Here is a 26,291-nt window from a genome sequence, read left to right on the forward strand (position 1 = left end):
CCCGCCGTGATCGACGTCGCGCGGATCCTCATCGACTCGCCGCTGCCCCAGCTCGACCGGCTCTTCGACTACGCGGTCCCCGACGCCCTCCGCGACACGGCCGTTCCGGGCGTGCGCGTCAAGGTGCCATTGCGCAGCGCCGGCCGCACCGTCGAGGGGTGGATCATCGAGCGTGCCGAGGTCGAGCCGGGCGGACGGCCTCTGTCCGAGGTGACCTCGGTGGTCTCCGCCGTCCCGATCCTTCCCGGCGCACTGTACCGTCTCGCGCGGCGGGTGGCCGACCGTGCGGCGGGCTCGGCCAGTGACATCCTGCGGTTGGCGGTCCCCAAACGGATGGTCCGCGCCGAGAAGGCGTGGGTGGCCGCCGATCCGCCCGAGGTGCCGACGGTGGATCCGGATGCCGCGACCCGCGCCAGAGCGACGGCCGACGTCTATCCGGGGCTCGCCGACGCCGTCCTGTCGGGGGAGCGGCTGGCCGTCGACGCGCCGCCGCATCCGTCGCCCGGTCGCCTGCGCGGCGCGTGGGCGGACCTGCTCGCGTCTCTGGCGACTCTCGTCCTGGACACCGGCCGCAGCACGCTCGTCGTGGTGCCGGACCATCGCGATCAGTCGCAGATCCTCGAGGCCCTCGCTGCGCTCGTCCCGGCGGATGCCGTCATCCGCGACGACGCGCGACGCTCCGGACCCGAGCGGTTCGCCACCTACCTCCGACTGTTGAGCCCCGCGCCGTGCATCGTGGTCGGCAACCGGTCGACGGTCTACGCGCCGGCGCACGACGTCGGCGCGGTCCTGGTGTGGGATGACGGCGACCCGCTGCTCGCAGAGCCGCTCAGCCCTGGAGTGCACGCGCGGGATGCCGCCCTCGTCCGCCAGGAGGAGGAACACTCGTCGCTCGTGTTCGCGGGGCACACGCGCACGTCGGACGTCGAACGCCTGGTGCAGGTCGGGTGGGTCCGCGAGGTGACCGCGCAGCGTCGTGCCAGCCCCCGCGTGGTCCTGTCGGCCACGCACGAGGCGGAGCACCGCGGCGCGCGAGTGCCGTCGGCGGCGTTCGCCGCCGCCCGCGAGGCTCTGCAGCACGGTCCGGTGCTCGTCCAGGTCGCGCGTCCGGGCTACTCGCCCGTCCTCGTCTGCGCCGAGTGCCGTCATCCGGCGCGCTGTCGGCACTGCTCCGGTCCGCTCCGCGCCCGTCGGCCCGGGGCGACTCCCGACTGCGGCTGGTGCGGGCGATCGGCCCCGAACTGGACGTGCGCGCACTGTCAGGGGACGCGGTTCCGCATGGCATCCTCGGGGAGCGAGCGTACCGCCGACGAGCTCGGCCGGGCCTTCCCCGGCGTCCGTGTCATCGTCGCGGACGGCGACCACCCCGTCGCCTCGGTCGACGCGCGGCCGGCGCTCGTCATCGCGACCCGGGGCGCGGAGCCGCCCGCCGAGGGTGGCTACCGCGCTGTCATCCTGCTCGACGGCGACAAGATGCTCATGGCTGAGCAACTGCGGATCGGGGAGTCGTGCCTGCGCTGGTGGTCGAACGCCGCCGCCCTCGCCGCCCCGGGGGCGCCCGTGCACCTGGTCGGTGTCACCGGGCCCGTCGCGCGGGCCCTCGCGACCTGGACCCAAGCGGCCTACGCCCGCGCGGAGCTCGCCGACCGTGCGCCGCTGATGATGCCGCCGACCGTCCGCATCGCCGCGGTCGAGGGCGCCCCGGCGTCCGTCGACCGCGCCCTCGCCGAGCTGCGCGACGCGGTCCCCGAACTCGGCCCGATGACCGTGCTGGGGCCGGTGCCGACCGACGACGGCGCCCGGGCGCTCGTGCGGGTCGACTACGCGCACGGGCGCGCGGCAGCCGAGCAGCTGCGCGCCTCGGTCGTCGCCGACGCCGTCCGCGGTCGGCGTCGGGGGCCGGGGCCGCGGACTACACTCAGGGTTCGGCTCGATGTGCCCGAGCTCGATCTGTGAGGACCTCCATGCGCGTCGTTTTCGCCGGAACACCCGAACCGGCCATCCCCTCGCTCCGCGCCCTCGCGGCCTCGTCCCACGAGGTCGTCGGAGTCGTCACCCGTCGTGACGCGCCGCTCGGCCGCAAGCGCGTTCTGACGCCTTCGCCCGTCGCGGTCGCGGCAGAGGAACTGGGTCTGACGGTCATCAAGGCCGATCGCCTGGACGACGCGGCGACGGCCGCGATCACCGCGCTCGACGCCGAGCTCGGAGTCATCGTCGCGTACGGAGGACTCGTGCGCGAGCCGTTGCTCTCTGCGCCGAGGCACGGCTGGATCAACCTCCATTTCTCGCTGCTCCCGAAGTGGCGCGGGGCGGCGCCCGTCCAGCACGCACTGATCGCGGGAGACCGAGTCACGGGCGCCGCGGTGTTCCAGCTGGTGCCGGCCCTCGACGCCGGTGACGTCTTCGCCGAGCTCCGGTACGACGTCCCGCGCGGGGCGACCGCCGGCGATGTGCTCGCCGACCTCGCAGTCTCCGGCGCGGAGCTCGTGTCGGGTGTCGTCGACGCGATCGCGGACGGCACGGCGGTCGCGGCCCCCCAGCACGGCGAGCCCACACTGGCGCCGAAGCTCACACAGGCGGACGGCGCCCTGGACGTCACACAGCCCGCCGACCGCGTCGTGGACCGCTTCCGGGGCACGACACCCGAGCCGGGGGCGCACCTCAGCGTCGCCGGGGCCCGGGTCAAGGTCCATTCCGCGCTGCGAGGGCCCGATACCGACCTCGAGCCCGGCAGGCTGGCGCTCGTCGGACGCGACGTCCTCGTCGGGACGGGGGAGGGGACGGTTCTCCTGCGCACGGTGCAGCCCGCGGGGAAGGGTGCCATGCCCGCCGCGGACTGGTGGCGGGGCCTGCGGGCCGATGATCCGCGTGCCGACCTGCCGGGAGCGTCGTCGTGACCGCGGCGCGCGATGTCGCCTACGCCGTCATCCACGCCGTCGGAGCGGACGATGCGTATGCCAACCTCCTCCTGCCTCGGGAAGTGGAGCGTGCCCGGCTGTCGACTGCGGACGCTGCCCTGGCCACCGAGCTGACGTACGGCACCCTCCGCCGTGTCGGAACGTACGACGCTGTGATCGAGATCGCCGCGTCCCGCCCCGTGTCCACGATCGACGACGCCGTCCTCGACGCGCTTCGTCTCGGGACTCATCAGCTCCTCGCGACCCGGGTCCCCGCGCACGCCGCGGTCCACGAGACGGTGGACCTGGTGGGGCGGGTCGCCGGGCGTCGGGCGACCGGATTCGCCAACGCCGTCCTGCGGCGTGTGTCGGAGCGCGACGAGGAGGAGTGGCTCACCCGCATCGAGGATGCCGCACGGTCCGACGACGAGAAACTGTCGGTGCGGTATGCGCACCCCGTCTGGATCATCCGGGCGTTCCGGCGAGCGCTGGCGGCCGAAGGGCGTGCGGCGGAGCTGCTCGATCTGCTGTCGGCGGACAACGCCGCTCCCACCGTCACCCTGTCGGCCCTTCCCGGTGTCGGCGAGATCCCGGCGGACGCCGAGCGCACACCCTTCTCCCCGCTCGGCTTCCGGCTCGCGGGCGGCGATCCCGACCGCGTCGTGCGCGCGTCGGGCGGCGCCGTCCGCGTGCAGGACGAGGGCTCTCAGCTCGCGGCCCTCGCTTTGTCGCGCGCGCTGCCGGTGCGCGCAGGGGAGCGCTGGCTCGACCTGTGCGCGGCGCCCGGCGGCAAGACCGCGGTCCTTGCCGCAGAGGCTGCCGCCCACGGGGCGCAGCTCGAGGCGAACGAGCTCTCGCCTGCGCGGGCGAAACTCGTCCGCCAGTCCGTCGCGGCGGTTCCGATCGACGTGCCCGTGTCCGAGGAGGACGGCCGCACGCGCGCCGGCCGGGGAGTCTACGACCGCATCCTCGTCGACGCGCCGTGCACAGGACTCGGCGCACTCCGACGGCGGCCCGAAGCGCGCTGGCGCAAGGCTCCGGCTGACGTCCCCGAGCTCACCCAGCTGCAGGCCGAACTCCTGTCCGCTGCGGTGGAGGCGCTCGCTCCGGGCGGCGTCGTCGCGTACGTCACGTGCTCCCCTCACCTCGCCGAGACGGCGGGCGTGGTCGCCGAGATCGAGCGCCGCTTCGGCACCGACCTCACCCAGCTCGACGCGCGCGAGGTGATCCGGGGGATCTCCGGCGGCGACATCGACCTCGCCGTCCCGGCCGATGGATCCGGCCGCGCGCAGCTGTGGCCGCACCGTCACGCGACCGACGCGATGTCCGTCTGGCTGCTGCGTCGCTCCTGACCCGGCGTCGAACGTGATCCCGCGCCGGGATAATGGCTCACGTGGCCGATTCCGACGTACGCATCAACCCCAGCATCCTCGCCGCCGATTTCGTGAACATGCAGGCGGAGCTCGCCCGTATCGCCTCTGCGGACTTCGTCCACGTCGACGTGATGGACAACCACTTCGTCCCCAACCTGACGTTCGGCCCGCAGATGGTCGAGCGCATCCAGGCGACGAGCCCGGTCCCGCTCGACGTCCACCTCATGATCAGTGACGCCGACCGGTGGGCGCCGGGGTACGCCGAGCTCGGCGCGGCATCCGTCACCTTCCACCTCGAGGCCGCCGCTGAGCCTGTCGCTCTCGCTCGACGACTGCGCGACATCGGTGCCCGTGCCGGGGTCGCGGTCAAGCCGGCGACCCCGGTGGAGCAGCTGTTCGACGTGCTCGACGAGTTCGACCAGATCCTCGTCATGACGGTCGAGCCCGGTTTCGGTGGGCAGAGCTTCATGGCCGACCAGATGCCGAAGCTCCGCCGGCTCGCCGACGAGGCACGCCGCCGCGGTTCGCAGGTCTGGGTGCAGGTCGACGGCGGCATCGGCGAGGCGACGATCGCGCAGGCCGCGGAGGCCGGTGCCGACACCTTCGTGGCGGGCTCCGCCGTCTTCGGGGCCGACGACCCCGGCGCGGCGATCAGCGCGCTCCGCTCTGCTGCGGCATCCGCTCACCGGCACTGACCACGTCGTCACGGGAACCGGCGGCGGGCGGCGGCCCGGTACCCTGGAGGGTGTGAAGACCTTCGACGGACTGTTCTCCGAGCTGACCGAGACGGCGGCGACCCGTCCCGAGGGATCCGGAACCGTCGCACAGCTCGACCGGGGCGTCCACGCCATCGGCAAGAAGATCGTCGAAGAGGCCGCAGAGGTCTGGATGGCCGCCGAATACCAGTCGGATGCCGAGACGGCCGAGGAGATCTCGCAGCTCCTGTATCACCTGCAGGTGCTGATGCTCGCGAAGGGACTGACGCTCGAGGACGTGTACCGACATCTCTGATCGGTCCCTCCCGCCGTCCGCACACCTCCACACCGAAAGACGTCCCATGCTGCGCATCGCCGTCCCCAACAAGGGCATGCTCGCCGAGACCACGGCGGGGATGCTCGCCGAAGCCGGGTACACCGGTCGACGCGACCCCAAGGACCTCCACGTCATCGACCCCGTCAACGACGTCGAGTTCTTCTACCTCCGTCCCAAAGACATCGCCACCTACGTGGGCTCGGGTGCCCTCGACGTCGGGATCACCGGCCGCGACCTGCTGTTGGACGCGCGGATGCCGGGTGCCCGCGAGATCGAGCAGCTCGGCTTCGGCGGCTCGACCTTCCGTTTCGCCGGTCCTCCCGGACGCTTCACGGAGCTCGCCGACCTCGACGGCCTGCGCGTCGCGACCGCCTACCCGGGCCTCGTCGACGGATACCTCGACGAGCACGGTGTGGCCGTAGACCTCGTGCCCCTGGACGGCGCGGTCGAGTCCGCCGTGCAGCTGGGTGTGGCGGATGCCGTCGCCGACGTCGTCTCGACGGGGACGACGCTCCGGCAGGCGGGGCTCGAGATCTTCGGCCCGGTCCTGCTCGAATCCGAAGCGGTCCTCATCGGCGCCCCGACCGAGGCGCCCGGCACCGAGACACTGCTGCGGCGCCTGCGGGGCGTCATGGTCGCCCGTCGCTACGTCCTCATCGACTACGACCTCCCGGCGCACCTCGTCGACCAGGCGGTCGCGCTCACGCCGGGCATCGAGTCGCCGACCATCTCGCCGCTGCGCGACCCGGAGTGGGTGGCGGTGCGCGTCATGAGCCCGCGGAAGACCGTCAACCAGGTGATGGACGCGCTGTACGAGATCGGCGCCCGTGCGATCCTCGTGACGGCGATCCACAACGCGAGGCTCTGACGTGTCGCTCGTGTGCCGGGTCATCCCGTGCCTCGACGTCGCCGCGGGCAAGGTGGTCAAGGGCGTCAACTTCGAGAACCTGCGCGAGATGGGCGACCCCGTCGACCTCGCGCGCCGCTACTACGAGCAGGGCGCGGACGAGATCACCTTCCTCGACGTCACCGCGACGGTCGACGCCCGCGACACGACGTACGACGTGGTCCAGCGCACGGCGGAGCAGGTCTTCATCCCGCTGACCGTCGGCGGCGGCGTGCGATCCGCGGAGGATGTCGCGCGACTGCTCGGCGTGGGTGCTGACAAGGTCGGCGTGAACTCCGCCGCGATCGCCCGCCCCGAGCTCCTCGGTGAGATCGCCGACCGTTTCGGCGCCCAGGTCCTCGTCCTCTCCCTCGACGTGAAGCGCGCGCCGCACACGCCGTCGGGCTTCGCCGTCACGACCCACGGCGGCCGCACGCTCACCGACCTCGACGCCCTCGCCTGGGCGCGCGAGGCCATCGAACGCGGCGCCGGGGAGCTGCTGGTGAACTCGATCGATGCGGACGGCACGAAGGACGGCTTCGACCTCGAGCTCGTCGCCCTCATGCGCGAGGTCTCGTCGGTTCCCGTCATCGCCTCGGGCGGCGCGGGTGACGCGGCGCACTTCGCGCCGGCGATCGAAGCCGGGGCGGATGCGGTGCTCGCAGCATCCGTCTTCCACTCGGGACAGCTGACGGTCGGAGACGTCAAAGAGGCCCTGACGGCCTCGGGTGTGGAGGTGCGGCGATGACCCGGTCGATCGAGGAGCGCATGGCACGCGTCGTCTACAACGCGGACGGACTCGTGCCTGCAATCGTGCAGCAGCACGACACGCGCGAGGTGCTCATGCTGGGGTGGATGGACGCCGAAGCCCTCCGTCGCACGCTCACCGAAGGACGCGTGACGTTCTGGTCCCGCTCGCGACAGGAGTACTGGCGCAAGGGCGACACGTCGGGCCACGCCCAGTACGTGCGCGGCCTGCGCCTCGACTGCGACGGCGACACGCTCCTGGTGTCCGTCGAGCAGGTGGGTGCTGCCTGCCACACCGGCGACCGCACCTGCTTCGACGCCGACGACCTCGACCCCGTGGTCGGCGAGTTCTCGTGACCGACGCCTCCGCCCGGCGGATGCGGCTGTCCGCCGTGCTGGCGATCCTCCTCGGCGGCGCTGTCGGCATCATCGGGTCGACCCAGACCTGGCTGAACGCCACGCTCAACGACGGCTCCGAGCTCGCGGTCCCCGTCCCCGGCGCGGACGCCCTCGCTGTGCTCGCTCCGCTAAGCCTCGCCGCGCTCGCCCTCGGCCTCGCGCTCACAATCGTCGGGCGGGTGCTCCGGTACGCCTTCGCGGTCATCGCGATCGGGCTGGGCGCCGGCCTCGGCTGGAGTTCGTTCCGCATTGCGTCGCAGCGTCCCGTCGACGCCGTGGCGGGACCGGTGACGGATGCCACAGGTCTCAGCGGCGAGCAGGGCATCGCCGGCATCGTGTCCGAGATCACGGCGACTCCCTGGCCTGCGGTGACGGCCGTGACATCCGTCCTCATCGTGCTGGGCGGCATGGTCGTCCTCGCGACCGCCCACCGGTGGAGCGCATCCGGGCGCAGATACCGCACGGAGCGCACCGCCGGGACCGGCCCTCGGGACAGCATCGACTCCTGGGACGATCTGTCCCGCGGCGAGGACCCGACCAGCTGAGCGTCCGGGGCGGGGGAGCGTGTCCACCCCGCTAGACTGGTGAGGCGGCTCCGGTCGCCCCCGAACCTGCATGCGAAGGAGAACAATGAGCGGCATCGAGGACCCCGGCCACGGACACTCCCCGGCGGCATGGACGACGGTCGTCATCATGCTCATCGCGCTGACGATCGGCACCGTCTTCTTCTTCCTCGAGATGCCGCTCATGGTCTGGCTCTCGGTCGTCCTGCTGGTCATCGGCCTCGTCGTCGGCTACATCATGACCAAGGCGGGCTACGGCGTCGGCGGATCCAAGACCGTCTCGAAGCAGCACTGACGTGCTCGCCGACCTGACGGCCGGCGCGGTGGAGGATGCACGGGAGCGGGAGTCCGTCCGCCCCCTGGCCGTGGTCGAGAAGCTCGCCCTCGCGCAGCCCGCGGCCATGGATGCGTTGGCCGCCCTCGCCCCCGCCGACCGCGTCAAGATCATCGCGGAGGTCAAGCGTGCGAGCCCGTCGCGTGGCGACCTCGCCGACATCCCCGACCCCGCGCTCCAGGCGCGCCGATACGAGGACGGCGGAGCGTCCGCGATCTCGGTGCTGACCGAGCAGCGCAAGTTCAAGGGCTCGCTCGCCGACCTGGAAGCGGTCCGCGCGGCCGTCACCCTCCCGGTGCTCCGCAAGGACTTCATCGCGACGCCGTACCAGGTGTTCGAGGCCCGGGCGGCGGGCGCCGACCTCGTCCTCCTCATCGTCGCCGGTCTCGAGCAACGGGTGCTCGCCGAGCTGTACGACCTCGTCGTCGAGCTCGGCATGACGCCGCTCGTCGAGACGCACTCCGCCGAGGAGGTCGCTCGTGCGAACGACATCGGCGCACGCCTGGTGGGCGTGAACGCACGCAACCTCTCCACGTTCGAGCTCGACCGGGACCTCTTCGGCCGGCTCGCTCCCGAGCTCCCGGACGGCGTCATCAAGATCGCCGAGTCGGCCGTGCTCTCACCCGCCGACGTCGCGCACTACCGCGGCGCCGGCGCCGACGTCGTCCTGATCGGCGAGGCCCTCGTCACGAGCGACCCCGTGTCGACCCTCGCCGCGTTCCTGGAAGCAGGCTCATGAGTCTTCGCGAAGCCAACGGTCCCTTCTTCGGCGAGTTCGGCGGGCGGTACATGCCCGAGTCGCTCATCGCCGCGATCGACGAGCTGACAGCGGTCTACGAGGACGCCAAGACCGACCCCGCCTTCGCCGCCGAGTTCGCACGGCTGCTCAACGTCTATGCGGGGCGTCCGTCCGCGCTCACCGAGGTGCCGCGGTTCGCCGAGCACGCCGGTGGTGCGCGCGTCTTCCTCAAGCGTGAGGACCTCAACCACACCGGGTCCCACAAGATCAACAATGTGCTCGGCCAGGCGCTCATCACGAAGAAGCTCGGCAAGAACCGGGTCATCGCCGAGACCGGCGCGGGTCAGCACGGCGTCGCCACCGCGACGGCGGCCGCGCTCTTCGGGTTCGAGTGCACGATCTACATGGGTGAGGTCGACACGGAGCGACAGGCTCTCAACGTGGCGCGGATGCGGCTCCTCGGTGCCGAGGTCGTGCCGGTCACGACCGGGTCGCGCACGCTGAAGGACGCGATCAACGAGGCGTACCGCGACTGGGTCGCCTCCGTCGACACGACGAACTACATCTTCGGCACCGCGGCCGGCCCGCACCCGTTCCCGGCGATGGTGCGCGACTTCCAGAAGGTCATCAGTGAGGAGGCGCGTCAGCAGCTCCTCGACGAGACCGGGCGCCTCCCTGACGCGGTCATCGCGTGCGTCGGCGGCGGGTCGAACGCGATCGGCATGTTCGATGCGTTCCTCGACGATGAGGGCGTCGCTCTGTACGGCGTCGAGGCGGCCGGCGACGGCGTCGACACGCCCAAGCACGCGGCATCCATCGAGCGCGGCCGTCCCGGCATCCTCCACGGGGCGAAGACGTTCGTGCTGCAGGACGAGGACGGGCAGACGACCGAGTCGCACTCGATCTCGGCCGGGCTCGACTACCCGGGCGTCGGCCCGGAGCACGCGTGGCTCGCGAGCATCGGCCGCGCGCAGTACATCCCCGCGACCGACACCGAGGCGATGGAAGCCCTGCGTCTGCTCAGCCGCACCGAGGGGATCATCCCTGCGATCGAATCCGCCCACGCCCTGGCGGGTGCGCTACGCATCGGTCGCGAGCTCGGTCCGGACGCGGTCCTGGCCGTCAACCTCTCCGGACGGGGCGACAAGGACATGGACACCGCTGCGCGCTGGTTCGAGCTCTACGACGCCGACAAGGAGCCGGTCGAGGTCCCGGCCGATCCTGAGCACGGCAGCGGTGAGGGAGTGGAGCTGTGACCTCGCGCGTCGCGGCCGCGATCGCCGCGGCCAAGGAGTCCGGTCGCGGAGCGTTCGTGGGCTACCTGCCCATCGGCTACCCGGATCTGCAGACCAGCATCGACGCCGCCGTCGCCCTCGCGGAGAACGGCGCCGACATCCTCGAGCTGGGTCCGCCCTACTCCGACCCGGTGATGGACGGGGTCGTCATCCAGGAGGCGACGCAGGCTGCGCTGGCCGCGGGGTTCCGCTTCCGCGACACCTTCACCGCGGTCCGTGCGATCGCCGAGCGCGTCGACGTGCCGATCGTCGTCATGACGTATTGGAACCCCGTGTTCCAGTACGGCGTCGACCGTTTCGCCGACGACCTCGCGGCCGCCGGCGGCGCGGGGCTCATCACCCCCGACATCACGCCCGACGCGGCGGCTGACTGGATCGCCGCCTCCGAGCGGACCGGGCTCGACCGCATCTTCCTCGCCGCCCCGTCGTCCACGGACGACCGCATCAAGATGATCGCCGAGCACTCCACCGGGTTCGTGTACACCGTCTCGACGATGGGCATCACGGGGGAGCGGGCCGAACTGGATGCCGCGGCGCGCGCCCTCGTCGAGCGTCTCCGTGCGCACGGGGTGGAGAACGCCTGCGTGGGCATCGGCATCTCGACCGCCGATCAGGTCGACGGTGTCCTCGACTACGCCGACGGCGCGATCGTGGGCACGGCCCTGGTGCGCGCGCTCCGCGACGGCGGGGTGGACGGCCTGGCCGCCACGACGCGGGAGCTGTCCCGCGGCGCGGGACCCCAGCCGGTCACCGCGTAGACTCGCCGTCGTGACTTCTGCAGCCCTCTCCGTCGTCGCGAGCATCCCCAGCCCGCCGATCAGTTCGTTCCAGCTCGGCCCGCTGACGATCCACTTCTACGCCCTGTGCATCCTCGCGGGCATCGTCGTGGCCACGTTCTGGACCAACCGCCGCCTCACCAAGCGCGGCGCGGAGCCGTGGGTCGTCATCGACATCGCCCTGCTCGCGGTCCCGCTCGCGATCATCGGCGCACGCATCTTCCACGTCGTCACGCACCCCGGCTTCTACTTCGGGGAGGACAAGGACCTCTGGGCGATCTTCCGCATCTGGGAGGGCGGCATCGCCATCTTCGGCGCCCTGATCGGCGGCGCGGTCGGCGCGTGGCTGGGCTGCAAGTGGAGCGGCATCCGCTTCTGGACCTTCGCGGACGCGCTGGCTCCGGCCCTCCTGCTGGCGCAGGCGTTCGGCCGCTTCGGCAACTGGTTCAACCAGGAGCTCTACGGTCTGCCGACCGATCTGCCGTGGGGCCTCGAGATCAGCTACCCGAACCCCGCGTGGCCCGCCGGTCTGCCCGAAGGCACGCTCTTCCACCCGACCTTCCTCTACGAGGTCATCTGGAACGTCATGGGTGTCATCATCATCGCTGCCGCCGGTCGCCGGTTCCGGCTGCAGTGGGGTCGACTGTTCGGCCTCTACCTGATCTGGTACTCCGCCGGCCGCATCGTCTGGGAGTCCATCCGCATCGACCCGAGCGAGGTCTTCCTCGGCCTCCGCACGAACGTGTGGGCGTCGATCCTGGGTGTCGTCGTGGGTCTGGTCATCATGATCGTGCAGAAGCGCCGGCACCCGGGCTTCGAGCCGTCGCCGTATCAGCCGGGACGCGAATGGACGCCCCCGGGCGCGGTACACTCACAGGGAACCGATGACTTCGTCGACGTGAGCGCACCCCCCGCGTCCGAAGAATCCTCCGACTCGGCCACAAGCTCAGTCACCACCCGATAGCACCGCAGGGCCGACGTCGTCCCAGGTTGAGCACCCATGTGAGGACGGTAGGCATGCCCTCGAGCTCCCGTCACGAAGACACCACGACCCGGCCGGCCGGGACCATCACCGGTGGTTCGTTCCCTGCGAAGCAGGGGATGTACAACCCGGCGTTCGAGAAGGACGCCTGTGGACTGGCGATGGTCGCGACCCTGCGGGGCACGGCGGGCCACGACATCGTGGACCTCGCCCTGACCGCCCTGCGCAATCTCGAGCATCGCGGCGCCATCGGGTCGGATGCCGGCACCGGCGACGGTGCGGGGATCCTGACGCAGATGCCCGACGCGTTCCTGCGGGCCGTCGTCGAGTTCGACCTGCCCCCGGTGGGGGAGTACGCGGTGGGTCTGGCCTTCCTGCCGACCGATCACGACGAGCGCCTCGCGCAGAAGACCGCCATCGAGGAGATCGCCGCGACCGAGGGCCTGACGGTGCTCGGCTGGCGTGCGGTGCCGACCGCGGATGAGAACCTCGGCAAGCTCGCCTTCGATGCACGCCCCGCGTTCGAGCAGCTGTTCGTCTCGCGCCCCGCGGTGGGCGACGCGCCGGCGCTGTCGGGTATCGCGCTCGACCGCCGGACCTACCGGCTGCGCAAGCGGGCCCAGCACGAACTCGACGCCTACTTCGTCTCGCTCTCGAGCCGCACCCTCGGCTACAAGGGCATGGTCACGACCCTGCAGCTCGAGCCGTTCTACCCCGACCTGCAGGACGAGCGTTTCGCCACCGAGCTCGCCGTCGTGCACTCGCGGTATTCGACGAACACCTTCCCGTCGTGGCCCCTCGCGCAGCCGCTGCGGATGCTGGCGCACAACGGCGAGATCAACACCGTCAACGGCAACCGCAACTGGATGCGGGCGCGTCAGTCGCAGCTCGAATCGGAGCTGCTCGGCGACATCCGTCCTCTGCTGCCGATCTGCAGCCCGGGTCAGAGCGACTCGGCGTCGTTCGACGAGGTCCTCGAGCTGCTGACCCTCACCGGTCGCAGCCTGCCGCACGCCATCATGATGATGGTCCCCGAGGCCTACGAGAAGCAGGCCGACATCCCCGACGACCTGCGCGCCTTCTACGAGTACCACTCGATGCAGATGGAGCAGTGGGACGGGCCCGCAGCCCTCATCTTCACGGACGGCTCCCTCGTCGGCGCCACCCTCGACCGCAACGGCCTGCGCCCCGGCCGCTGGACCGAGACGACGGACGGGCTCGTCGTCATCGGCAGTGAGACCGGCGTCCTGGACTTCGCGCCCGAGCGCATCAAGCGTCGCGGTCGTCTGCAGCCCGGACGCATGTTCGTCGTCGACACCGCCCAGGGGCGCATCGTGGAGGACGAGGAGATCAAGCGCGACCTCGCCGCCCTTCACCCGTGGCAGGAGTGGCTCGACGAGGGCCGAGTCCGCCTGAAGGACCTGCCCGAGCGCGAACACATCGTGCACCCGATCGCCTCGATCACCCGGCGTCAGCGCACCTTCGGGTACACCGAGGAGGAGGTTCGCATCCTTCTGACCCCGATGGGGCAGACGGGCGCCGAACCCCTCGGCGCCATGGGATCGGACACTCCCATCGCGGTGCTCAGCGAACGCCCCCGTCTGCTCTTCGACTACTTCGTGCAGCAGTTCGCGCAGGTGACGAACCCTCCGCTCGACTCGATCCGCGAAGAGGTCGTCACCTCGCTCGGGCTCGGACTCGGTCCCGAGCGCAACCTGCTGGCGTCGGGTCCCGATCACACGCGCGTCATCACGCTCGACTTCCCGGTGATCGACAACGACGAGCTCGCGAAGCTGCAGAACATCGACCGCGCGCTGCCCGGCCGCCGGTCCATCACGATCCGCGGGCTCTACCGCGCCGACGACGACGCCGACTCGCTCCGCGCTCGTCTGGACGAGATCAACGCCGAAGTGGATGCCGCGATCGCCGACGGCGTCGAGTTCATCATCCTCAGCGACCGCGACTCGACGTCGGACCTCGTGCCGATCCCGTCCCTCCTGACGCTCTCCTCGGTGCACCACCACCTCATCCGCAACGAGAACCGGATGAAGGTCGGTCTCGTGGTCGAGGCCGGTGATGTGCGCGAGGTCCACCATGTCGCCACGCTGATCGGTTACGGCGCGTCCGCAGTGAACCCGTACCTCGCGATGGAGACGGTCGAGTACCTCGTCCGCGCCGGATACATCACCGGTGTCGAGCCCGAGAAGGCCGTCCGGAACCTGATCTACGCGCTCGGAAAGGGCGTGCTCAAGATCATGTCCAAGATGGGCATCTCGACGGTCTCCTCGTACGCGGGCGCGCAGGTGTTCGAGGCGGTCGGTCTGTCGCAGGAGTTCGTCGACACCTACTTCACCGGGACCGAGACCAAACTCGGCGGCATCGGGATCGAGGAGATCTCGCGTGAGAACCTCGCCCGGCACGAGTTCGCCTATCCCGCCGATCAGGCTGTCCGTGCGCACGAGCGCCTCTGGACCGGGGGCGAGTACCAGTGGCGCCGTGACGGGTCGCCGCACCTCTTCAACCCCGACACGGTGTTCCGTCTGCAGCACGCGACGCGGACCCGCCGGTACGACATCTTCCGCGAGTACACGCATCTGATCGACGAGCAGGCGGCCGAGCTGAAGACGCTGCGCGGTCTCTTCCGGCTGAAGACCGGCGTCCGGCCGGCCGTCCCGATCGACGAGGTCGAGCCGGTGTCCTCGATCGTGAAGCGCTTCTCCACCGGCGCGATGAGCTACGGCTCGATCTCGAAGGAGGCGCACGAGACGCTCGCCATCGCGATGAACCGTCTGGGCGCGAAGTCCAACACGGGTGAGGGCGGCGAGGACGTCGACCGCCTGCTCGACCCCGAGCGTCGCAGCGCGATCAAGCAGGTCGCCTCTGGTCGGTTCGGCGTCACGAGCATGTACCTGACGCACGCGGACGACATCCAGATCAAGCTCGCCCAGGGCGCGAAGCCCGGCGAAGGCGGCCAGCTGCCGCCCGGCAAGGTCTACCCCTGGATCGCCCGCACGCGCGGCGGCACCCCAGGTGTCGGGCTCATCTCGCCGCCGCCGCACCACGACATCTACTCGATCGAAGACCTGAAGCAGCTCATCTTCGACCTCAAGCGTGCGAACCCGTCGGCTCGCGTGCACGTCAAGCTCGTGAGCCAGTCCGGCATCGGCGCGGTGGCGGCGGGTACCGCGAAGGCCTTGGCCGACGTCATCCTCGTCTCCGGTCACGACGGCGGCACGGGTGCGAGCCCCCTCAACTCGCTCAAGCACGCGGGCACGCCGTGGGAGCTCGGCCTCGCCGAGACGCAGCAGACGCTCATGATCAACGACATGCGCGGCCGTGTGGTCGTGCAGGCCGATGGTCAGCTGAAGACCGGGCGCGACGTCCTGATCGCCGCTCTGCTGGGAGCGGAGGAGTTCGGATTCGCGACGAGCGCACTCGTCGTGGAGGGCTGCATCATGATGCGCGTCTGCCACCTCGACACCTGCCCTGTCGGCGTCGCGACCCAGAACCCCGAGCTGCGCAAGCGGTTCACGGGCAAGGCGGAGCACGTCGTGAACTTCATGGAGTTCATCGCCCAGGAGGTGCGCGAGTACCTTGCGGAGCTCGGGTTCCGCTCGATCGATGAGGCTGTCGGACACACCGAGGTCCTCGATGTCCAGCCCGCCGTCGACCACTGGAAGGCGCACGGGCTCGACCTCTCGCCGATCCTCCGCGGCCCGGCGTTCTCCGACGACGCTCCCCGTCGTCGGGTGCACGAACAGGACCATGAGCTGGAGGAGCATTTCGACGTCGCCCTGCTCGACCGGGCGCGCGATGTCATCGAGCACGGTGGTCACCTCGTCATCGATCTGCCGGTGCGCAACACCGAGCGCGCCGTGGGCACGATGCTCGGCCACCACGTGACCAAGGCGCACGGCGAGAACGGCCTGCCGTCCGGGACGATCGAGATCAATCTGACCGGCTCCGCGGGGCAGTCGTTCGGCGCGTTCCTGCCGTCGGGCATCACGCTGCGCCTGGAGGGTGACTCGAACGACTACGTCGGCAAGGGTCTCTCGGGCGGCGAGATCGTCGTGCGACCGCCGCGCGACGCGGCCTTCGACGCATCGAAGAACGTCATCGCCGGCAACGTCATCGGCTATGGCGCGACGCGAGGATCGATGTTCCTGCGCGGAGTCGTCGGTGAGCGGTTCCTGGTCCGCAACTCCGGCGCGACCGCGGTCGTCGAGGGTGTCGGCGACCACGCACTCGAGTACATGACCGGCGGGCTCGCCGTCATCCTCGGGCCCACGGGGCGGAACCTCGGTGCGGGGATGTCGGGTGGTTCCGCCTACATCCACCGCCTCGACCGCGCGCTCATCAACCGCGAGGCCCTCGCCACCGGTGAGCTCGAGCTCCTGGAGCTCGGCGCGGGCGACGTCGAGATCCTCCGCGACCTGTTGACCCGGCACGTCGAGGAGACCGGCTCGGACCTCGCCGAGCGTCTGCTGGCGAACCTCGACACCGAGATCGCGAACTTCACGCGCGTCCTGCCGCGGGACTACGCGGCCGTCCTGAAAACCCGCCAGGAGGCGGCCGCCGAAGGGCTCGACCCCGACAGCGACGTCGTCTGGACCCGCATCCTGGAGGTGACCGGTGGCTGATCCCAAGGGCTTCCTCAAAGTCACCGAGCGCGAGCTGCCGCCGCGCCGGCCCGTTCCCGTCCGCATCATGGACTGGAAGGAGGTGTACGAGCAGGGCGACCAGGCCGTGCTCCGCCGTCAGGCCGGCCGCTGCATGGACTGCGGCGTACCGTTCTGCCACCAGGGCTGCCCTCTCGGCAACCTCATCCCGGAGTGGAACGACCTCACGTGGCGCGGCGAGGGCCGAGCGGCCATCGAGCGTCTGCACGCCACGAACAACTTCCCGGAGTTCACCGGGCGGCTGTGCCCTGCGCCGTGCGAGAGCTCCTGCGTCCTCGGCATCAATCAGCCTCCCGTCACGATCAAGCAGATCGAGGTCTCGACGATCGATGAGGCGTTCGCCAACGGGTGGGTCGAGGCGGAGCCCCCCGGGCGCCTCACCGGCAAGACGGTGGCCGTCGTCGGATCGGGACCCGCCGGTCTCGCCGCCGCACAGCAGCTGACACGTGCCGGTCACACCGTGGCCGTGTACGAGCGGGACGACCGCATCGGCGGCCTGCTGCGCTACGGCATCCCGGACTTCAAGATGGAGAAGCGTCACCTCGAGACGCGCCTGCGCCAGATGCGGGACGAAGGCACCCGCTTCCGCGCCGGCGTCGAGATCGGCAAGGACCTGTCGTGGGCGGATCTGCGCGCCCGTTACGACGCGGTCGTCGTCGCCACCGGCGCCACCGTGCCGCGCGACCTCGCCATCCCCGGTCGTGACCTGGACGGCGTGCACTTCGCGATGGAATACCTCGTCGAGTCGAACAAGGCGGTCGCGGGGGACCAGGTGCCGCACCAGATCCACGCCGAGGGCAAGCACGTCATCGTGATCGGCGGTGGCGACACCGGCGCCGACTGCATCGGCACCGCCCACCGGCAGGGCGCTCTGAGCGTCACGAACCTCGCCATTGGCAAGCAGCCGCCCGAGGCGCGCCCCGACCACCAGCCCTGGCCCATGATGCCGACGGTGTTCGAGGTCGCCTCTGCGCACGAAGAGGGGGGCGAGCGCGCGTACCTCGCGTCCACGGTCGAGTTCCTCGGGAACGAGGCGGGTGAGGTCCGGGCTCTGCGTGTCGCGGAGACCGAGTTCGTCGACGGCCGGCGCGTCCCCAAGAGCGGCACCGAGCGCGAGATCCCCGCCGACCTGGTGCTCATCGCCATGGGCTTCACCGGCCCCGAGCGTACGGCCCTCGAGCAGCAGCTCGGTGCCGTGTTCGATTCTCGCGGCAACGTCGAGCGGGCCGATGACTGGCAGTCGACCGCCCCCGGCGTGTTCGTCGCGGGGGATGCCGGCCGCGGCCAGTCCCTCATCGTCTGGGCGATCGCGGAGGGACGCGCCGCCGCGTCGGCGGTCGACGAATACCTCATGGGCTCGACCAGCCTGCCGGCGCCGGTCCGTCCGACCGACGTCGCGATCGGCCTTCAGCACGCCTAGGCTGGAACCGATCCCAGATCCCGATTCACTACCCGACGGAGCTATTTCTGTGAGACGCGCGAAGATCGTCGCCACGCTGGGTCCCGCCACCGAGAGCTATGAGATGGTCCGTGCCATCATCGACGCCGGTGTGGACGTGACCCGCTTCAACCTCAGCCACGGCGATTACGCCGATCACGACGCCCGACTGGCCAACGTCCGGAAGGCATCCGACGACGCCGGCCGCGCCGTCGCCGTCCTCGTCGACCTGCAGGGCCCGAAGATCCGGCTCGGCCGCTTCGCCGAGGGTCCCCACTTCCTCGCCGTGGGCGACGTCTTCAAGATCACCACCGAGGACATCCCGGGGACGAAGGAGATCGTCTCGACGACCTTCAAGGGCCTGCCGGAGGACGTGCGCGAGGGTGACTTCCTGCTGATCGACGACGGCAAGGTCCGCGTCCAGGTGACCGGTGTCGACGGTCCCGTCGTCACGACCGAGGTGATCGTCGCCGGCTACGTGTCCAACAACAAGGGCATCAACCTGCCGGGTGTCGCCGTCAACGTCCCCGCCCTCTCCGAGAAGGACGAGGCGGACCTCCGATGGGGTCTCCAGGCCGGTGCCGACATCATCGCGCTTTCGTTCGTGCGCAACGCCGCCGACGTCACACGGGTGCACGAGATCATGGCGGAGGAAGGCCGGAAGGTCCCCGTCATCGCCAAGATCGAGAAGCCCCAGGCGGTCGACGCACTGGAGGAGATCATCGACGCCTTCGACGGCATCATGGTCGCCCGCGGCGACCTCGGCGTCGAACTGCCGCTCGAGGCGGTGCCCATCGTGCAGAAGCGCGCGGTGGAGCTCTGCCGTCGCATGGCCAAGCCCGTCATCGTCGCGACGCAGATGCTCGAGACCATGATCGAGAACCCCGTCCCGACCCGCGCCGAGACCAGTGACGTCGCCAACGCCGTCCTCGACGGTGCGGACGCCGTCATGCTCTCGGGTGAGACGAGCGTCGGCAAGCACCCGGTCGGCGTCGTCGAGACGATGGCGCGCATCATCGATGCCACCGAGACCCACGGGCTCGAGCGCATCTCGCCGCTGACGGCCAAGCCCCGCACGCAGGGTGGCATCATCACCCTCGCTGCCAACGAGGTGGCCGAGTTCGTCGAGGCGAAGTTCATCTGCCTCTTCACGGAGTCGGGCGACACCGCGCGCCGCATGTCGCGGCTGCGCCCCGGCATCCCGATGCTCGCGTTCACGATCGACCCCGCGATCCGCCGGCGCATGGCGATCACCTGGGGCGTGCAGTCGGCGCTCGTCGAGCACGTCGCGCACACCGACCTCATGTTCCTGCAGGTCGACGACTACTTCCTCTCGCGCGGTCTCCTCGAGGAAGGGGACAAGGTCGTGGTCATCTCCGGGTCCCCTCCGGGGATCATCGGGGCGACCAACGACATCCGCATCCACAAGATCGGTGACGCCGTGCACGGCAAGGCGCCGATCTACAAGGCGGAGAGCTGAGTCGCCATCCACGTCGCTGAAAGGGCGGGCATCCTCTGGGTGCCCGCCCTTTAGCACTCGCGGTCGCGCAGGGGAAGGTCCTGCCTCCCGAGGCGTCGCCCGGCGTACCGTCTCGGGGTATCCGACACGCGGCAACAGGAGGTCATCATGGGTTTCTTCGGGTTCTTGATTCTGGGTCTCATCGCCGGCGCCATCGCGAAGCTGATCCTTCCGGGCAAGCAGGGTGGCGGCTGGTTCGTCACGCTGATCCTGGGCGTCGTGGGCGCGCTGCTGGGCGGATGGCTCGGCAGCGTGCTGTTCAACGCGCCGCTCGAGGAGTTCTTCAGCATCCAGACGTGGCTGCTCGCCATCGGCGGCTCGCTCATCGTCCTGCTGATCTACGGTCTCATCGTCGGCCGTCGTCGCACGACCTGACCACCATCAGACGAAACGGCGCCCTCGCGGGGGCGCCGTTTCGTCGTGGTGCCGGTGGTGGGAGTCGAACCCACACGCCCTTTCGGGCAACCGAGTTTGAGTCGGTCGCGTCTGCCATTCCGCCACACCGGCGTGGGCCTCAACGACGATACCGCAGGATGAGGGTGCGCCCTGGCCTAGGATGGACGGGTGACTGAGCAGGAACCCTCCACCGCCCCCCAGGCAGCTCCGGCTCCCCGACGCGTCGTCGTCGCGGAGGATGAGTCGCTGATCCGCCTCGACATCGTCGAGATCCTGCGTGACAGCGGCTTCGATGTCGTCGGTGAGGCGGGCGACGGTGAGACCGCCGTCCAGCTGGCCACCGAGCTGCGTCCCGATCTCGTCATCATGGACGTGAAGATGCCGATCCTCGACGGCATCAGCGCCGCCGAGAAGCTCAGCAAGAACCACGTGGCCCCGGTTGTGCTCCTGACCGCCTTCAGCCAGAAGGAGCTCGTCGAGCGGGCGAGCGAGGCGGGCGCCCTTGCCTACGTCGTCAAGCCGTTCACACCGAACGACCTGCTGCCGGCGATCGAGATCGCCCTCGCACGCTACGAGCAGATCATCACGCTCGAGGCCGAGGTCGCCGACATGGTCGAGCGCTTCGAGACCCGCAAGCTCGTCGACCGCGCCAAGGGCCTCCTCAACGAGAAGATGGGCCTGTCCGAGCCCGAGGCCTTCCGCTGGATCCAGAAGGCCTCCATGGACCGCCGCCTGACCATGCAGGACGTCGCCAAGGCGATCATCGAGCAGCTCGCACCCAAGAAGTCCTGACGCGGTCTCCGTGATCGGCGAGCTCGATCTCCCGGTGGGACTCGTCAGTCGCGCAAGAGAGGTCCGTCTGCGCCGCGCGACCGAGGATGACCTCGACGCGATCATGACGCTGCTCTCCGACGACCCCGTCAGCGCGGGCCGGGGCGATGTCGGTGCGCCCGACGACCGTGCACTTTACCTGCGAGGGCTGTGCCGCATCCTCGACGCCGAGGGAAACGACCTCGTCGTCGTGGAGCGCGAGGGGCGCGTGGTGGGCACGCTGCAGCTCACGGTCGTGCCGGGCATGGCGCGGCGGGGGAGCACCCGCCTCATGGTCGAGGCTGTCCGCGTCGCGGCGGCGGAGCGCTCCGCAGGCATCGGGGCGGCAGCGATGCGCTGGGTGATGGACATCGTGGCGCCGGCGGTCGGTGCCTCCCTCGTCCAGTTGACATCGGATGCCGCGCGCACCGACGCGCATCGGTTCTACACCCGGCTGGGGTTCGCCGATTCCCACATCGGCTTCAAATACCGCGTGGCCGACTGACCGCCGGTCAGGATGCGGCCCGGTCGCGCACCATGTTCGTGATGCGCACCGTCGAGCACCGCCGGCCCTGATCGTCGGTGACGACGATCTCGTGGACCGTCAGGCTGCGACCGAGGTGCAGCGGCGTGCAGACGCCGGTCACCCAGCCCTTGGTCGCGGAACGGGTGTGGGTGGCGTTGATGTCGATGCCGACGGCGAGGCGCCCGTGTCCCGCGTGGAGGTTGGCGTGCATCGAGCCCAGTGACTCACCGAGGACGACGTAGGCACCGCCGTGGAGGAGTCCCACGGGTTGGGTGTTGCCGGCCACCGGCATCCGTGCGACTGCCCTCTCCAGGGTGAACTCCACGAGCTCGATGCCCATCTTCTCGGCGAGGGCGCCCAGTCCGCGTTCGGCAGCCCAGTCCAGGGCGTCGGCGGGGAAAGTCTCGGGCATGGCTCAAACCTCGGCTTCGGGTGGCGCCGACCCGGCACCGCTGCAGGGGAGTCGATGTCGCACGCCCGAACTAGGCTGGCTGGGTGAGCGACTCCGCACAGCCTACTCTGCTCGTCGTCGACGGCCACTCGCTGGCCTACCGGGCGTTCTTCGCGCTGCCGGTCGACAATTTCTCGACCAAGGACGGCCAGCACACCAACGGCATCTACGGCTTCCTGTCGATGTTCGTGAACCTGGTCAAAGCCGAGCGTCCGACCCACCTGGCGGTGGCCTTCGACACGTCGCGGCAGTCGTTCCGCACCCGCGTCTACGAGGAGTACAAGGCGAACCGGTCCGAGTCGCCGGCAGAGTTCAAGGGGCAGATCCCGCTCCTCCAGGACTGCCTCGCGGCCATGGGTGTCCCTGTGCTGACGAAGGAGGACGTCGAAGCCGACGACATCCTCGCCACCCTCGCCACGCAGGGTGTGGCGAGTGGCTTCCAGGTGCTCGTGTGCTCGGGCGACCGCGACACCATCCAGCTCGTCACCGACGACGTCACCCTCCTCTACCCGAGCGTCCAGGGTGTGTCGCAGCTGAAGCGCTACACCCCCGACGCGGTCGTCGAGAAGTACGGTCTCCCGCCGGAGAACTATCCCGACATCGCGGCCCTCGTCGGAGAGACCAGCGACAACCTGCCGGGTGTGCCGAAGGTCGGCGAGAAGACCGCCGTGAAATGGCTCACCCAGTTCGGCTCGCTCGACGCCCTGCTGGACCGCGCGGACGAGATCAAGGGAGTCGTCGGCGGCAACCTCCGCGAGCACCTCGACGACGTCCGACGCAACCGGCAGCTGAACGCCCTCCTGCGCGACGTCGAGCTCGAACTCACCCCGGAGGATCTGGCCGCCCAGCCGATGAACACGCAGGCGGTCCGCGACATCTTCGCCCGCCTCGAGTTCCGCACCCTTCTCCCTCGTGTCTTCGACGCCTTCGGGGCGGATGCCGAGCCGCCGGCGCCCGAGGTCGCTGCTCCCGAACCGCAGGAGACGGATGCCGCGACCCTCGCCGCGTGGCTGGCGGAGCAGACCGAGGAACTCGCCCTCACCGTGACCGTCGCCGGTGGGCTGCCGACCCGGATCGGGGTGGCGACGTCGGACGCCGTCCGCGAGACCGCGTGGGACGATGCGGCGCGCGTCGCGCTCGCGTCGTGGCTCGAGGGGGACGCGCCCAAGGTGATGACGGACGCGAAGCCGCAGGTGAAGGCGTTGCGTCGCGCCGGCGTGCGTCTGGGCGGGCTCTCCTTCGATGTGCTGCTCGCCGGGTGGCTGCTGCGCCCGAGCCTGCCCGACAAGAATCTCGCCGACCTCGTCGACCGCTACCTCGACGAGAAGCTTCCCGAGGCGGATCCGTCGCAGCTGGTGCCCGAGACCGAGGGAGCGACCCCCGGGCAGCTGGCATGGTTCTCCCTGCGCGTCGCCGCCGCCGAGCGGTCCGAGCTGCCGGCATCCGTCTCCGCCGTGCTCGCCGACATCGAGCTGCCCACTCTCGACGCCCTCGCCGACATGGAGCTCGCGGGCGTCTCGGTCTCGCGCGAGAAGCTGTCGGGCTTCTCGGGCGAGCTCGCGGCACGCGCCGACGCGATCGCGCAGGACGCGTACGCGATCATCGGGCGCGAGGTGAACCTCGGTTCGCCGAAGCAGTTGCAGGAGGTCCTGTTCGACCAGCTGGAGCTGCCGAAGACGCGCAAGACCAAGACGGGCTACTCGACGGATGCCGCCGTCCTCGCCGACCTGCAGGACACGAACCCGCATCCGTTCCTCGGACTCCTGCTGCAGCATCGTGAGGCGACCAAGCTGCGACAGATCATCGAGTCCCTCACGGTCGGCATCGCCGACGACGGTCGCATCCACACCACGTACGTCCAGACCGGAAGCCAGACGGGGCGCCTCTCCAGCACCGACCCGAACCTGCAGAACATCCCCATCCGCAACGAGGAGTCACGTCGGATCCGCGCCGCGTTCGAGGTCGGCGAAGGGTACGAGACCCTTCTCACCGCTGACTACTCGCAGATCGAGATGCGCATCATGGCGCACCTCTCAGGCGACCCCGGCCTCATCGAGGCGTTCAACTCCGGCGAGGACCTGCACCGCTTCGTCGGAGCGCGCGTCTTCGGTGTGGAGCCGTCCGAGGTGACGGCGCCCATGCGCACGAAGGTGAAGGCGATGTCCTACGGACTCGTCTACGGGCTGAGCGCGTTCGGGCTGTCGAAGCAGCTGCGCATCGAGCAGGCTGAGGCCAAGCAGCTCATGCTCGAGTACTTCGCCCGCTTCGGCGCGGTGCGCGACTACCTGCGCTCGTCCGTCGAACAGGCCCGGATCGACGGGTACACCGAGACGATCTTCGGGCGTCGACGGCCGTTCCCCGACCTGACGAGCCCGAACCGCGTCCTGCGCGAGAACGCCGAGCGCGCCGCGCTGAACGCCCCGATCCAGGGCAGCGCCGCTGACATCATGAAGATCGCCCTGGTCGAGATCCACCAGGATCTGCTCGATCAGGCCCTCGGTTCGCGCGTGCTGCTGCAGATCCATGACGAACTCGTGGTCGAAGTCGCGACGGGGGAGTGGGATGCCGTGGAGCAGATCGTCCGCACGCGGATGGGCGACGCTGCCGACCTGTCGGTGCCGCTCGAGGTGCAGATCGGCCGCGGTGGCGACTGGGACGAGGCCGCTCACTGACGCGGAGCGCGCGACGCTCTACGCTCGGAGGATGACCGACGCACAACGCACACCCACTCCGATCGACACGATCGCGGACCGCTGGGTGGACACTCTCGCCGAACTCTCGCCGGGCCTCGCGACCTACATCGGGCGCACGGAGCACAACGGGCGACTGGACGACTACTCGCCCGCCGGCCACGACCGCCTCGCCGCGGCGGCGGCGGACACGCTCCGGGCACTGGAAGCGGCAGAGACGGTCGACGACGTCGACGAGGTCACGAAGATGGACCTCTCTGCGGAGCTCGGTCTGCACCTGGACCTCCACGAGGTGAAGGCTCACCTGCGCGACCTCAACGTCATCGCCTCTCCCTCGCAGGACATCCGCGCCGTCTTCGACCTGATGCCCACCGACACCGTCGACGACTGGTCCGTCGTCGCCACCCGGCTCGCTGCGATTCCGGCCGCCCTCTCCGGCTACGTCGAGACACTCCGGCAGGGGATCTCCGAGGGAGTCGTCCCCGCGCGGCGGCAGGTGCGCGAGGTCGTGACGCAGATCGCGCGCTACACGAGCGACACCGGCTTCTTCGCGTCGTTCGTCGGCGAGGCGGCGCCCGCCGAAGGACACCTGCCCGCCTCCCTCGCGCGTGACCTGGCCGACAACGCGGGGGCGGCCCGGGTCGCCTACGATCAGCTCGCCGCGTTCCTGCGCGACGAGCTGGCGCCGACGGCGTCCGAGACCGACGCCGTCGGCCGCGAGCTCTACGAGCTGCACTCCCGCAGCTTCCTCGGTGCGACGATCGACCTCGACGAGACCTACGAGTGGGGGGTCGAGGAGCTCTCCCGGATGGTCGCCGAGCAGGAGGCGATCGCGAACGAGATCAAGGCCGGCGCCACCGTCGAAGAGGCCGTCGCCTTCCTCGAGCAGGACGAGAGCCGCAAGCTCCACGGGACCGAGGCGCTGCAGAAGTGGATGCAGGAGACCAGCGATCGCGCCGTCCAGGAGCTCGGCCGCACCCACTTCGACATCCCCGAGCCGATCCGCCGCCTCGAGTGCATGATCGCCCCGACGAACGAAGGCGGCATCTACTACACCGGGCCGACGGACGACTTCTCGCGACCCGGGCGCATGTGGTGGTCGGTCCCCGAGGGCGTCGACTCCTTCGACACCTGGCGGGAACTCACGACCGTCTACCACGAGGGTGTGCCCGGGCATCACCTGCAGATCGCCCAGGCCGTCTACAACCGGGCCGAGCTGAACTCGTGGCGTCGCCTGCTCGCGGGCTCGAGCGGTCACGCCGAGGGGTGGGCGCTCTACGCGGAGCGGCTGATGGCGGAGCTCGGGTATCTCGACGACCCGGCCGACCGCCTCGGGATGCTGGACGGTCAGCGAATGCGTGCTGCGCGTGTCGTCCTCGACATCGGAGTGCACCTCGGCAAGCCGCGGCTCGACGGCACCGGGATCTGGGATGCCGACTACGCGCTGGAGTTCATGCGCCGCAACGTCAACATGTCGGACGAGTTCATCCAGTTCGAGGTGAACCGCTACCTGGGGTGGCCGGGGCAGGCGCCGTCGTACAAGGTCGGTCAGCGCATCTGGGAGCAGATCCGCGACGAGGCCGCTCAGCGAGGCGGTGCGGACTTCGACATCAAGCAGTTCCACATGCGGGCGCTGCGGCTGGGCGGAGTCGGACTCGACACCCTGCGCGCCGCACTGCGCGAGGGCTGAGCGGGTCGAGGCTCGCTCGGACGCGACGGGGATGCCGGGAATACCCGGCATCCCCGTTATCGTTCATTC

General features: G+C 70.2%; 23 protein-coding genes and 1 tRNA gene. 22 read left to right on the plus strand and 2 right to left on the minus strand.

Features of this window, described 5'->3' with window-relative positions; translation table 11 throughout:
- Positions 1-6: 6 nt before the first annotated feature.
- The 18 genes from M3190_RS09820 (at position 7) to M3190_RS09905 (ending at position 20,034) form a co-directional block, all read left to right on the plus strand.
- Complete coding sequence (locus M3190_RS09820; protein ID WP_251580795.1) at positions 7-1,956, plus strand: primosomal protein N'; 1,950 nt, start codon at positions 7-9, stop codon at positions 1,954-1,956.
- Between the two features lie 8 nt (positions 1,957-1,964).
- Positions 1,965-2,897 carry a methionyl-tRNA formyltransferase gene (gene fmt / locus M3190_RS09825; RefSeq protein ID WP_251580797.1) on the plus strand — a complete coding sequence of 311 codons (933 nt, stop codon included), beginning with the start codon at positions 1,965-1,967 and terminating at the stop codon, positions 2,895-2,897.
- Positions 2,894-4,249, plus strand: coding sequence for an RsmB/NOP family class I SAM-dependent RNA methyltransferase (locus M3190_RS09830; protein ID WP_251580799.1), 1,356 nt, complete (start codon positions 2,894-2,896; stop codon positions 4,247-4,249). The genes fmt and M3190_RS09830 overlap by 4 nt, the downstream gene beginning before the upstream one ends.
- Positions 4,250-4,281: 32 nt before the next feature.
- A complete protein-coding gene (rpe, locus tag M3190_RS09835) occupies positions 4,282-4,965 on the plus strand; it encodes a ribulose-phosphate 3-epimerase (RefSeq protein ID WP_251580801.1) in 684 nt (227 codons plus the stop codon).
- Between the two features lie 52 nt (positions 4,966-5,017).
- Positions 5,018-5,281, plus strand: a complete 264-nt coding sequence (locus M3190_RS09840) for a phosphoribosyl-ATP diphosphatase (protein WP_251580803.1) — start codon at positions 5,018-5,020, stop codon at positions 5,279-5,281.
- A gap of 46 nt (positions 5,282-5,327) precedes the next feature.
- Positions 5,328-6,170 carry an ATP phosphoribosyltransferase gene (gene hisG / locus M3190_RS09845; protein WP_064002054.1) on the plus strand — a complete coding sequence of 281 codons (843 nt, stop codon included), beginning with the start codon at positions 5,328-5,330 and terminating at the stop codon, positions 6,168-6,170.
- A 1-nt stretch (position 6,171) separates the two neighbouring features.
- A complete protein-coding gene (gene hisF, locus M3190_RS09850; RefSeq protein WP_251580805.1) occupies positions 6,172-6,936 on the plus strand; it encodes an imidazole glycerol phosphate synthase subunit HisF in 765 nt (254 codons plus the stop codon).
- Positions 6,933-7,292 (plus strand): phosphoribosyl-AMP cyclohydrolase, encoded by a 360-nt coding sequence (gene hisI, locus M3190_RS09855; RefSeq protein ID WP_251580807.1) that lies wholly within the window; start codon positions 6,933-6,935, stop codon positions 7,290-7,292. Before hisF ends, hisI begins: the two co-directional genes overlap by 4 nt.
- Positions 7,289-7,879: a Trp biosynthesis-associated membrane protein gene (locus M3190_RS09860; RefSeq protein WP_251580809.1), complete on the plus strand. Its 591-nt coding sequence runs from the start codon at positions 7,289-7,291 to the stop codon at positions 7,877-7,879. Before hisI ends, M3190_RS09860 begins: the two co-directional genes overlap by 4 nt.
- Positions 7,880-7,964: 85 nt before the next feature.
- Positions 7,965-8,192: a DUF6704 family protein gene (locus M3190_RS09865; RefSeq protein ID WP_251580811.1), complete on the plus strand. Its 228-nt coding sequence runs from the start codon at positions 7,965-7,967 to the stop codon at positions 8,190-8,192.
- 1 nt (position 8,193) lies between these two features.
- Positions 8,194-8,970 (plus strand): indole-3-glycerol phosphate synthase TrpC, encoded by a 777-nt coding sequence (gene trpC / locus M3190_RS09870; RefSeq protein ID WP_251580813.1) that lies wholly within the window; start codon positions 8,194-8,196, stop codon positions 8,968-8,970.
- The gene (trpB, locus tag M3190_RS09875) at positions 8,967-10,226 is read left to right on the plus strand and encodes a tryptophan synthase subunit beta (RefSeq protein WP_251580815.1); all 1,260 of its coding nucleotides are present in this window, start codon (positions 8,967-8,969) and stop codon (positions 10,224-10,226) included. Before trpC ends, trpB begins: the two co-directional genes overlap by 4 nt.
- Entirely contained in the window at positions 10,223-11,023 is an 801-nt protein-coding gene (gene trpA / locus M3190_RS09880) for a tryptophan synthase subunit alpha (RefSeq protein ID WP_251580817.1), read from the plus strand. The genes trpB and trpA overlap by 4 nt, the downstream gene beginning before the upstream one ends.
- A gap of 10 nt (positions 11,024-11,033) precedes the next feature.
- Positions 11,034-12,005 carry a prolipoprotein diacylglyceryl transferase gene (lgt, locus tag M3190_RS09885; RefSeq protein WP_251580825.1) on the plus strand — a complete coding sequence of 324 codons (972 nt, stop codon included), beginning with the start codon at positions 11,034-11,036 and terminating at the stop codon, positions 12,003-12,005.
- A gap of 53 nt (positions 12,006-12,058) precedes the next feature.
- Positions 12,059-16,663, plus strand: coding sequence for a glutamate synthase large subunit (gene gltB / locus M3190_RS09890; RefSeq protein WP_439958023.1), 4,605 nt, complete (start codon positions 12,059-12,061; stop codon positions 16,661-16,663).
- Entirely contained in the window at positions 16,656-18,122 is a 1,467-nt protein-coding gene (locus tag M3190_RS09895) for a glutamate synthase subunit beta (RefSeq protein ID WP_251580827.1), read from the plus strand. Before gltB ends, M3190_RS09895 begins: the two co-directional genes overlap by 8 nt.
- 49 nt (positions 18,123-18,171) lie before the next feature.
- Positions 18,172-19,620, plus strand: coding sequence for a pyruvate kinase (gene pyk, locus M3190_RS09900; protein WP_251580829.1), 1,449 nt, complete (start codon positions 18,172-18,174; stop codon positions 19,618-19,620).
- Between the two features lie 147 nt (positions 19,621-19,767).
- Positions 19,768-20,034 carry a GlsB/YeaQ/YmgE family stress response membrane protein gene (locus M3190_RS09905; protein WP_064002043.1) on the plus strand — a complete coding sequence of 89 codons (267 nt, stop codon included), beginning with the start codon at positions 19,768-19,770 and terminating at the stop codon, positions 20,032-20,034.
- Positions 20,035-20,080: 46 nt separating this feature from the next.
- Here M3190_RS09905 and M3190_RS09910 read toward each other — a convergent pair.
- Positions 20,081-20,166 (minus strand) — tRNA-Leu (locus tag M3190_RS09910).
- Positions 20,167-20,223: 57 nt separating this feature from the next.
- Here M3190_RS09910 and M3190_RS09915 point away from each other — a divergent pair.
- Both M3190_RS09915 and M3190_RS09920 read left to right on the plus strand, forming a co-directional pair.
- Positions 20,224-20,847 (plus strand): ANTAR domain-containing response regulator, encoded by a 624-nt coding sequence (locus M3190_RS09915; RefSeq protein WP_064002042.1) that lies wholly within the window; start codon positions 20,224-20,226, stop codon positions 20,845-20,847.
- 10 nt (positions 20,848-20,857) lie between these two features.
- Positions 20,858-21,370 carry a GNAT family N-acetyltransferase gene (locus M3190_RS09920; protein WP_251580831.1) on the plus strand — a complete coding sequence of 171 codons (513 nt, stop codon included), beginning with the start codon at positions 20,858-20,860 and terminating at the stop codon, positions 21,368-21,370.
- Between the two features lie 7 nt (positions 21,371-21,377).
- Here M3190_RS09920 and M3190_RS09925 read toward each other — a convergent pair whose 3' ends face one another.
- Positions 21,378-21,803: a hotdog fold thioesterase gene (locus M3190_RS09925; RefSeq protein WP_251580833.1), complete on the minus strand. Its 426-nt coding sequence runs from the start codon at positions 21,801-21,803 to the stop codon at positions 21,378-21,380.
- Positions 21,804-21,886: 83 nt separating this feature from the next.
- Between M3190_RS09925 and polA the strand changes: the two genes are divergently transcribed.
- The gene (polA, locus tag M3190_RS09930; protein ID WP_251580835.1) at positions 21,887-24,514 is read left to right on the plus strand and encodes a DNA polymerase I; all 2,628 of its coding nucleotides are present in this window, start codon (positions 21,887-21,889) and stop codon (positions 24,512-24,514) included.
- 31 nt (positions 24,515-24,545) lie between these two features.
- On the plus strand, positions 24,546-26,222 hold the full coding sequence (locus M3190_RS09935) for a DUF885 domain-containing protein (protein WP_251580837.1): 1,677 nt from the start codon (positions 24,546-24,548) through the stop codon (positions 26,220-26,222).
- The last annotated feature ends 69 nt before the right edge of the window (positions 26,223-26,291 follow it).

Source organism: Microbacterium oleivorans (genome assembly GCF_023715745.1).
GTDB classification, from domain to species: Bacteria; Actinomycetota; Actinomycetes; order Actinomycetales; family Microbacteriaceae; genus Microbacterium; species Microbacterium oleivorans_D.

Bases quoted from the DNA above. Each gene is read 5' to 3' on its own strand.
- fmt (WP_251580797.1), top strand. From the start codon at position 1,965: ATGCGCGTCGTTTTCGCCGGAACACCCGAACCGGCCATCCCCTCGCTC.
- rpe (WP_251580801.1), top strand. From the start codon at position 4,282: ATGGCTCACGTGGCCGATTCCGACGTACGCATCAACCCCAGCATCCTC.
- hisG (WP_064002054.1), top strand. From the start codon at position 5,328: ATGCTGCGCATCGCCGTCCCCAACAAGGGCATGCTCGCCGAGACCACG.
- hisI (WP_251580807.1), top strand. From the start codon at position 6,933: ATGACCCGGTCGATCGAGGAGCGCATGGCACGCGTCGTCTACAACGCG.
- M3190_RS09865 (WP_251580811.1), top strand. From the start codon at position 7,965: ATGAGCGGCATCGAGGACCCCGGCCACGGACACTCCCCGGCGGCATGG.
- trpB (WP_251580815.1), top strand. From the start codon at position 8,967: ATGAGTCTTCGCGAAGCCAACGGTCCCTTCTTCGGCGAGTTCGGCGGG.
- gltB (WP_439958023.1), top strand. From the start codon at position 12,059: ATGCCCTCGAGCTCCCGTCACGAAGACACCACGACCCGGCCGGCCGGG.
- M3190_RS09905 (WP_064002043.1), top strand. From the start codon at position 19,768: ATGGGTTTCTTCGGGTTCTTGATTCTGGGTCTCATCGCCGGCGCCATC.
- M3190_RS09925 (WP_251580833.1), bottom strand. From the start codon at position 21,803: ATGCCCGAGACTTTCCCCGCCGACGCCCTGGACTGGGCTGCCGAACGC.
- M3190_RS09935 (WP_251580837.1), top strand. From the start codon at position 24,546: ATGACCGACGCACAACGCACACCCACTCCGATCGACACGATCGCGGAC.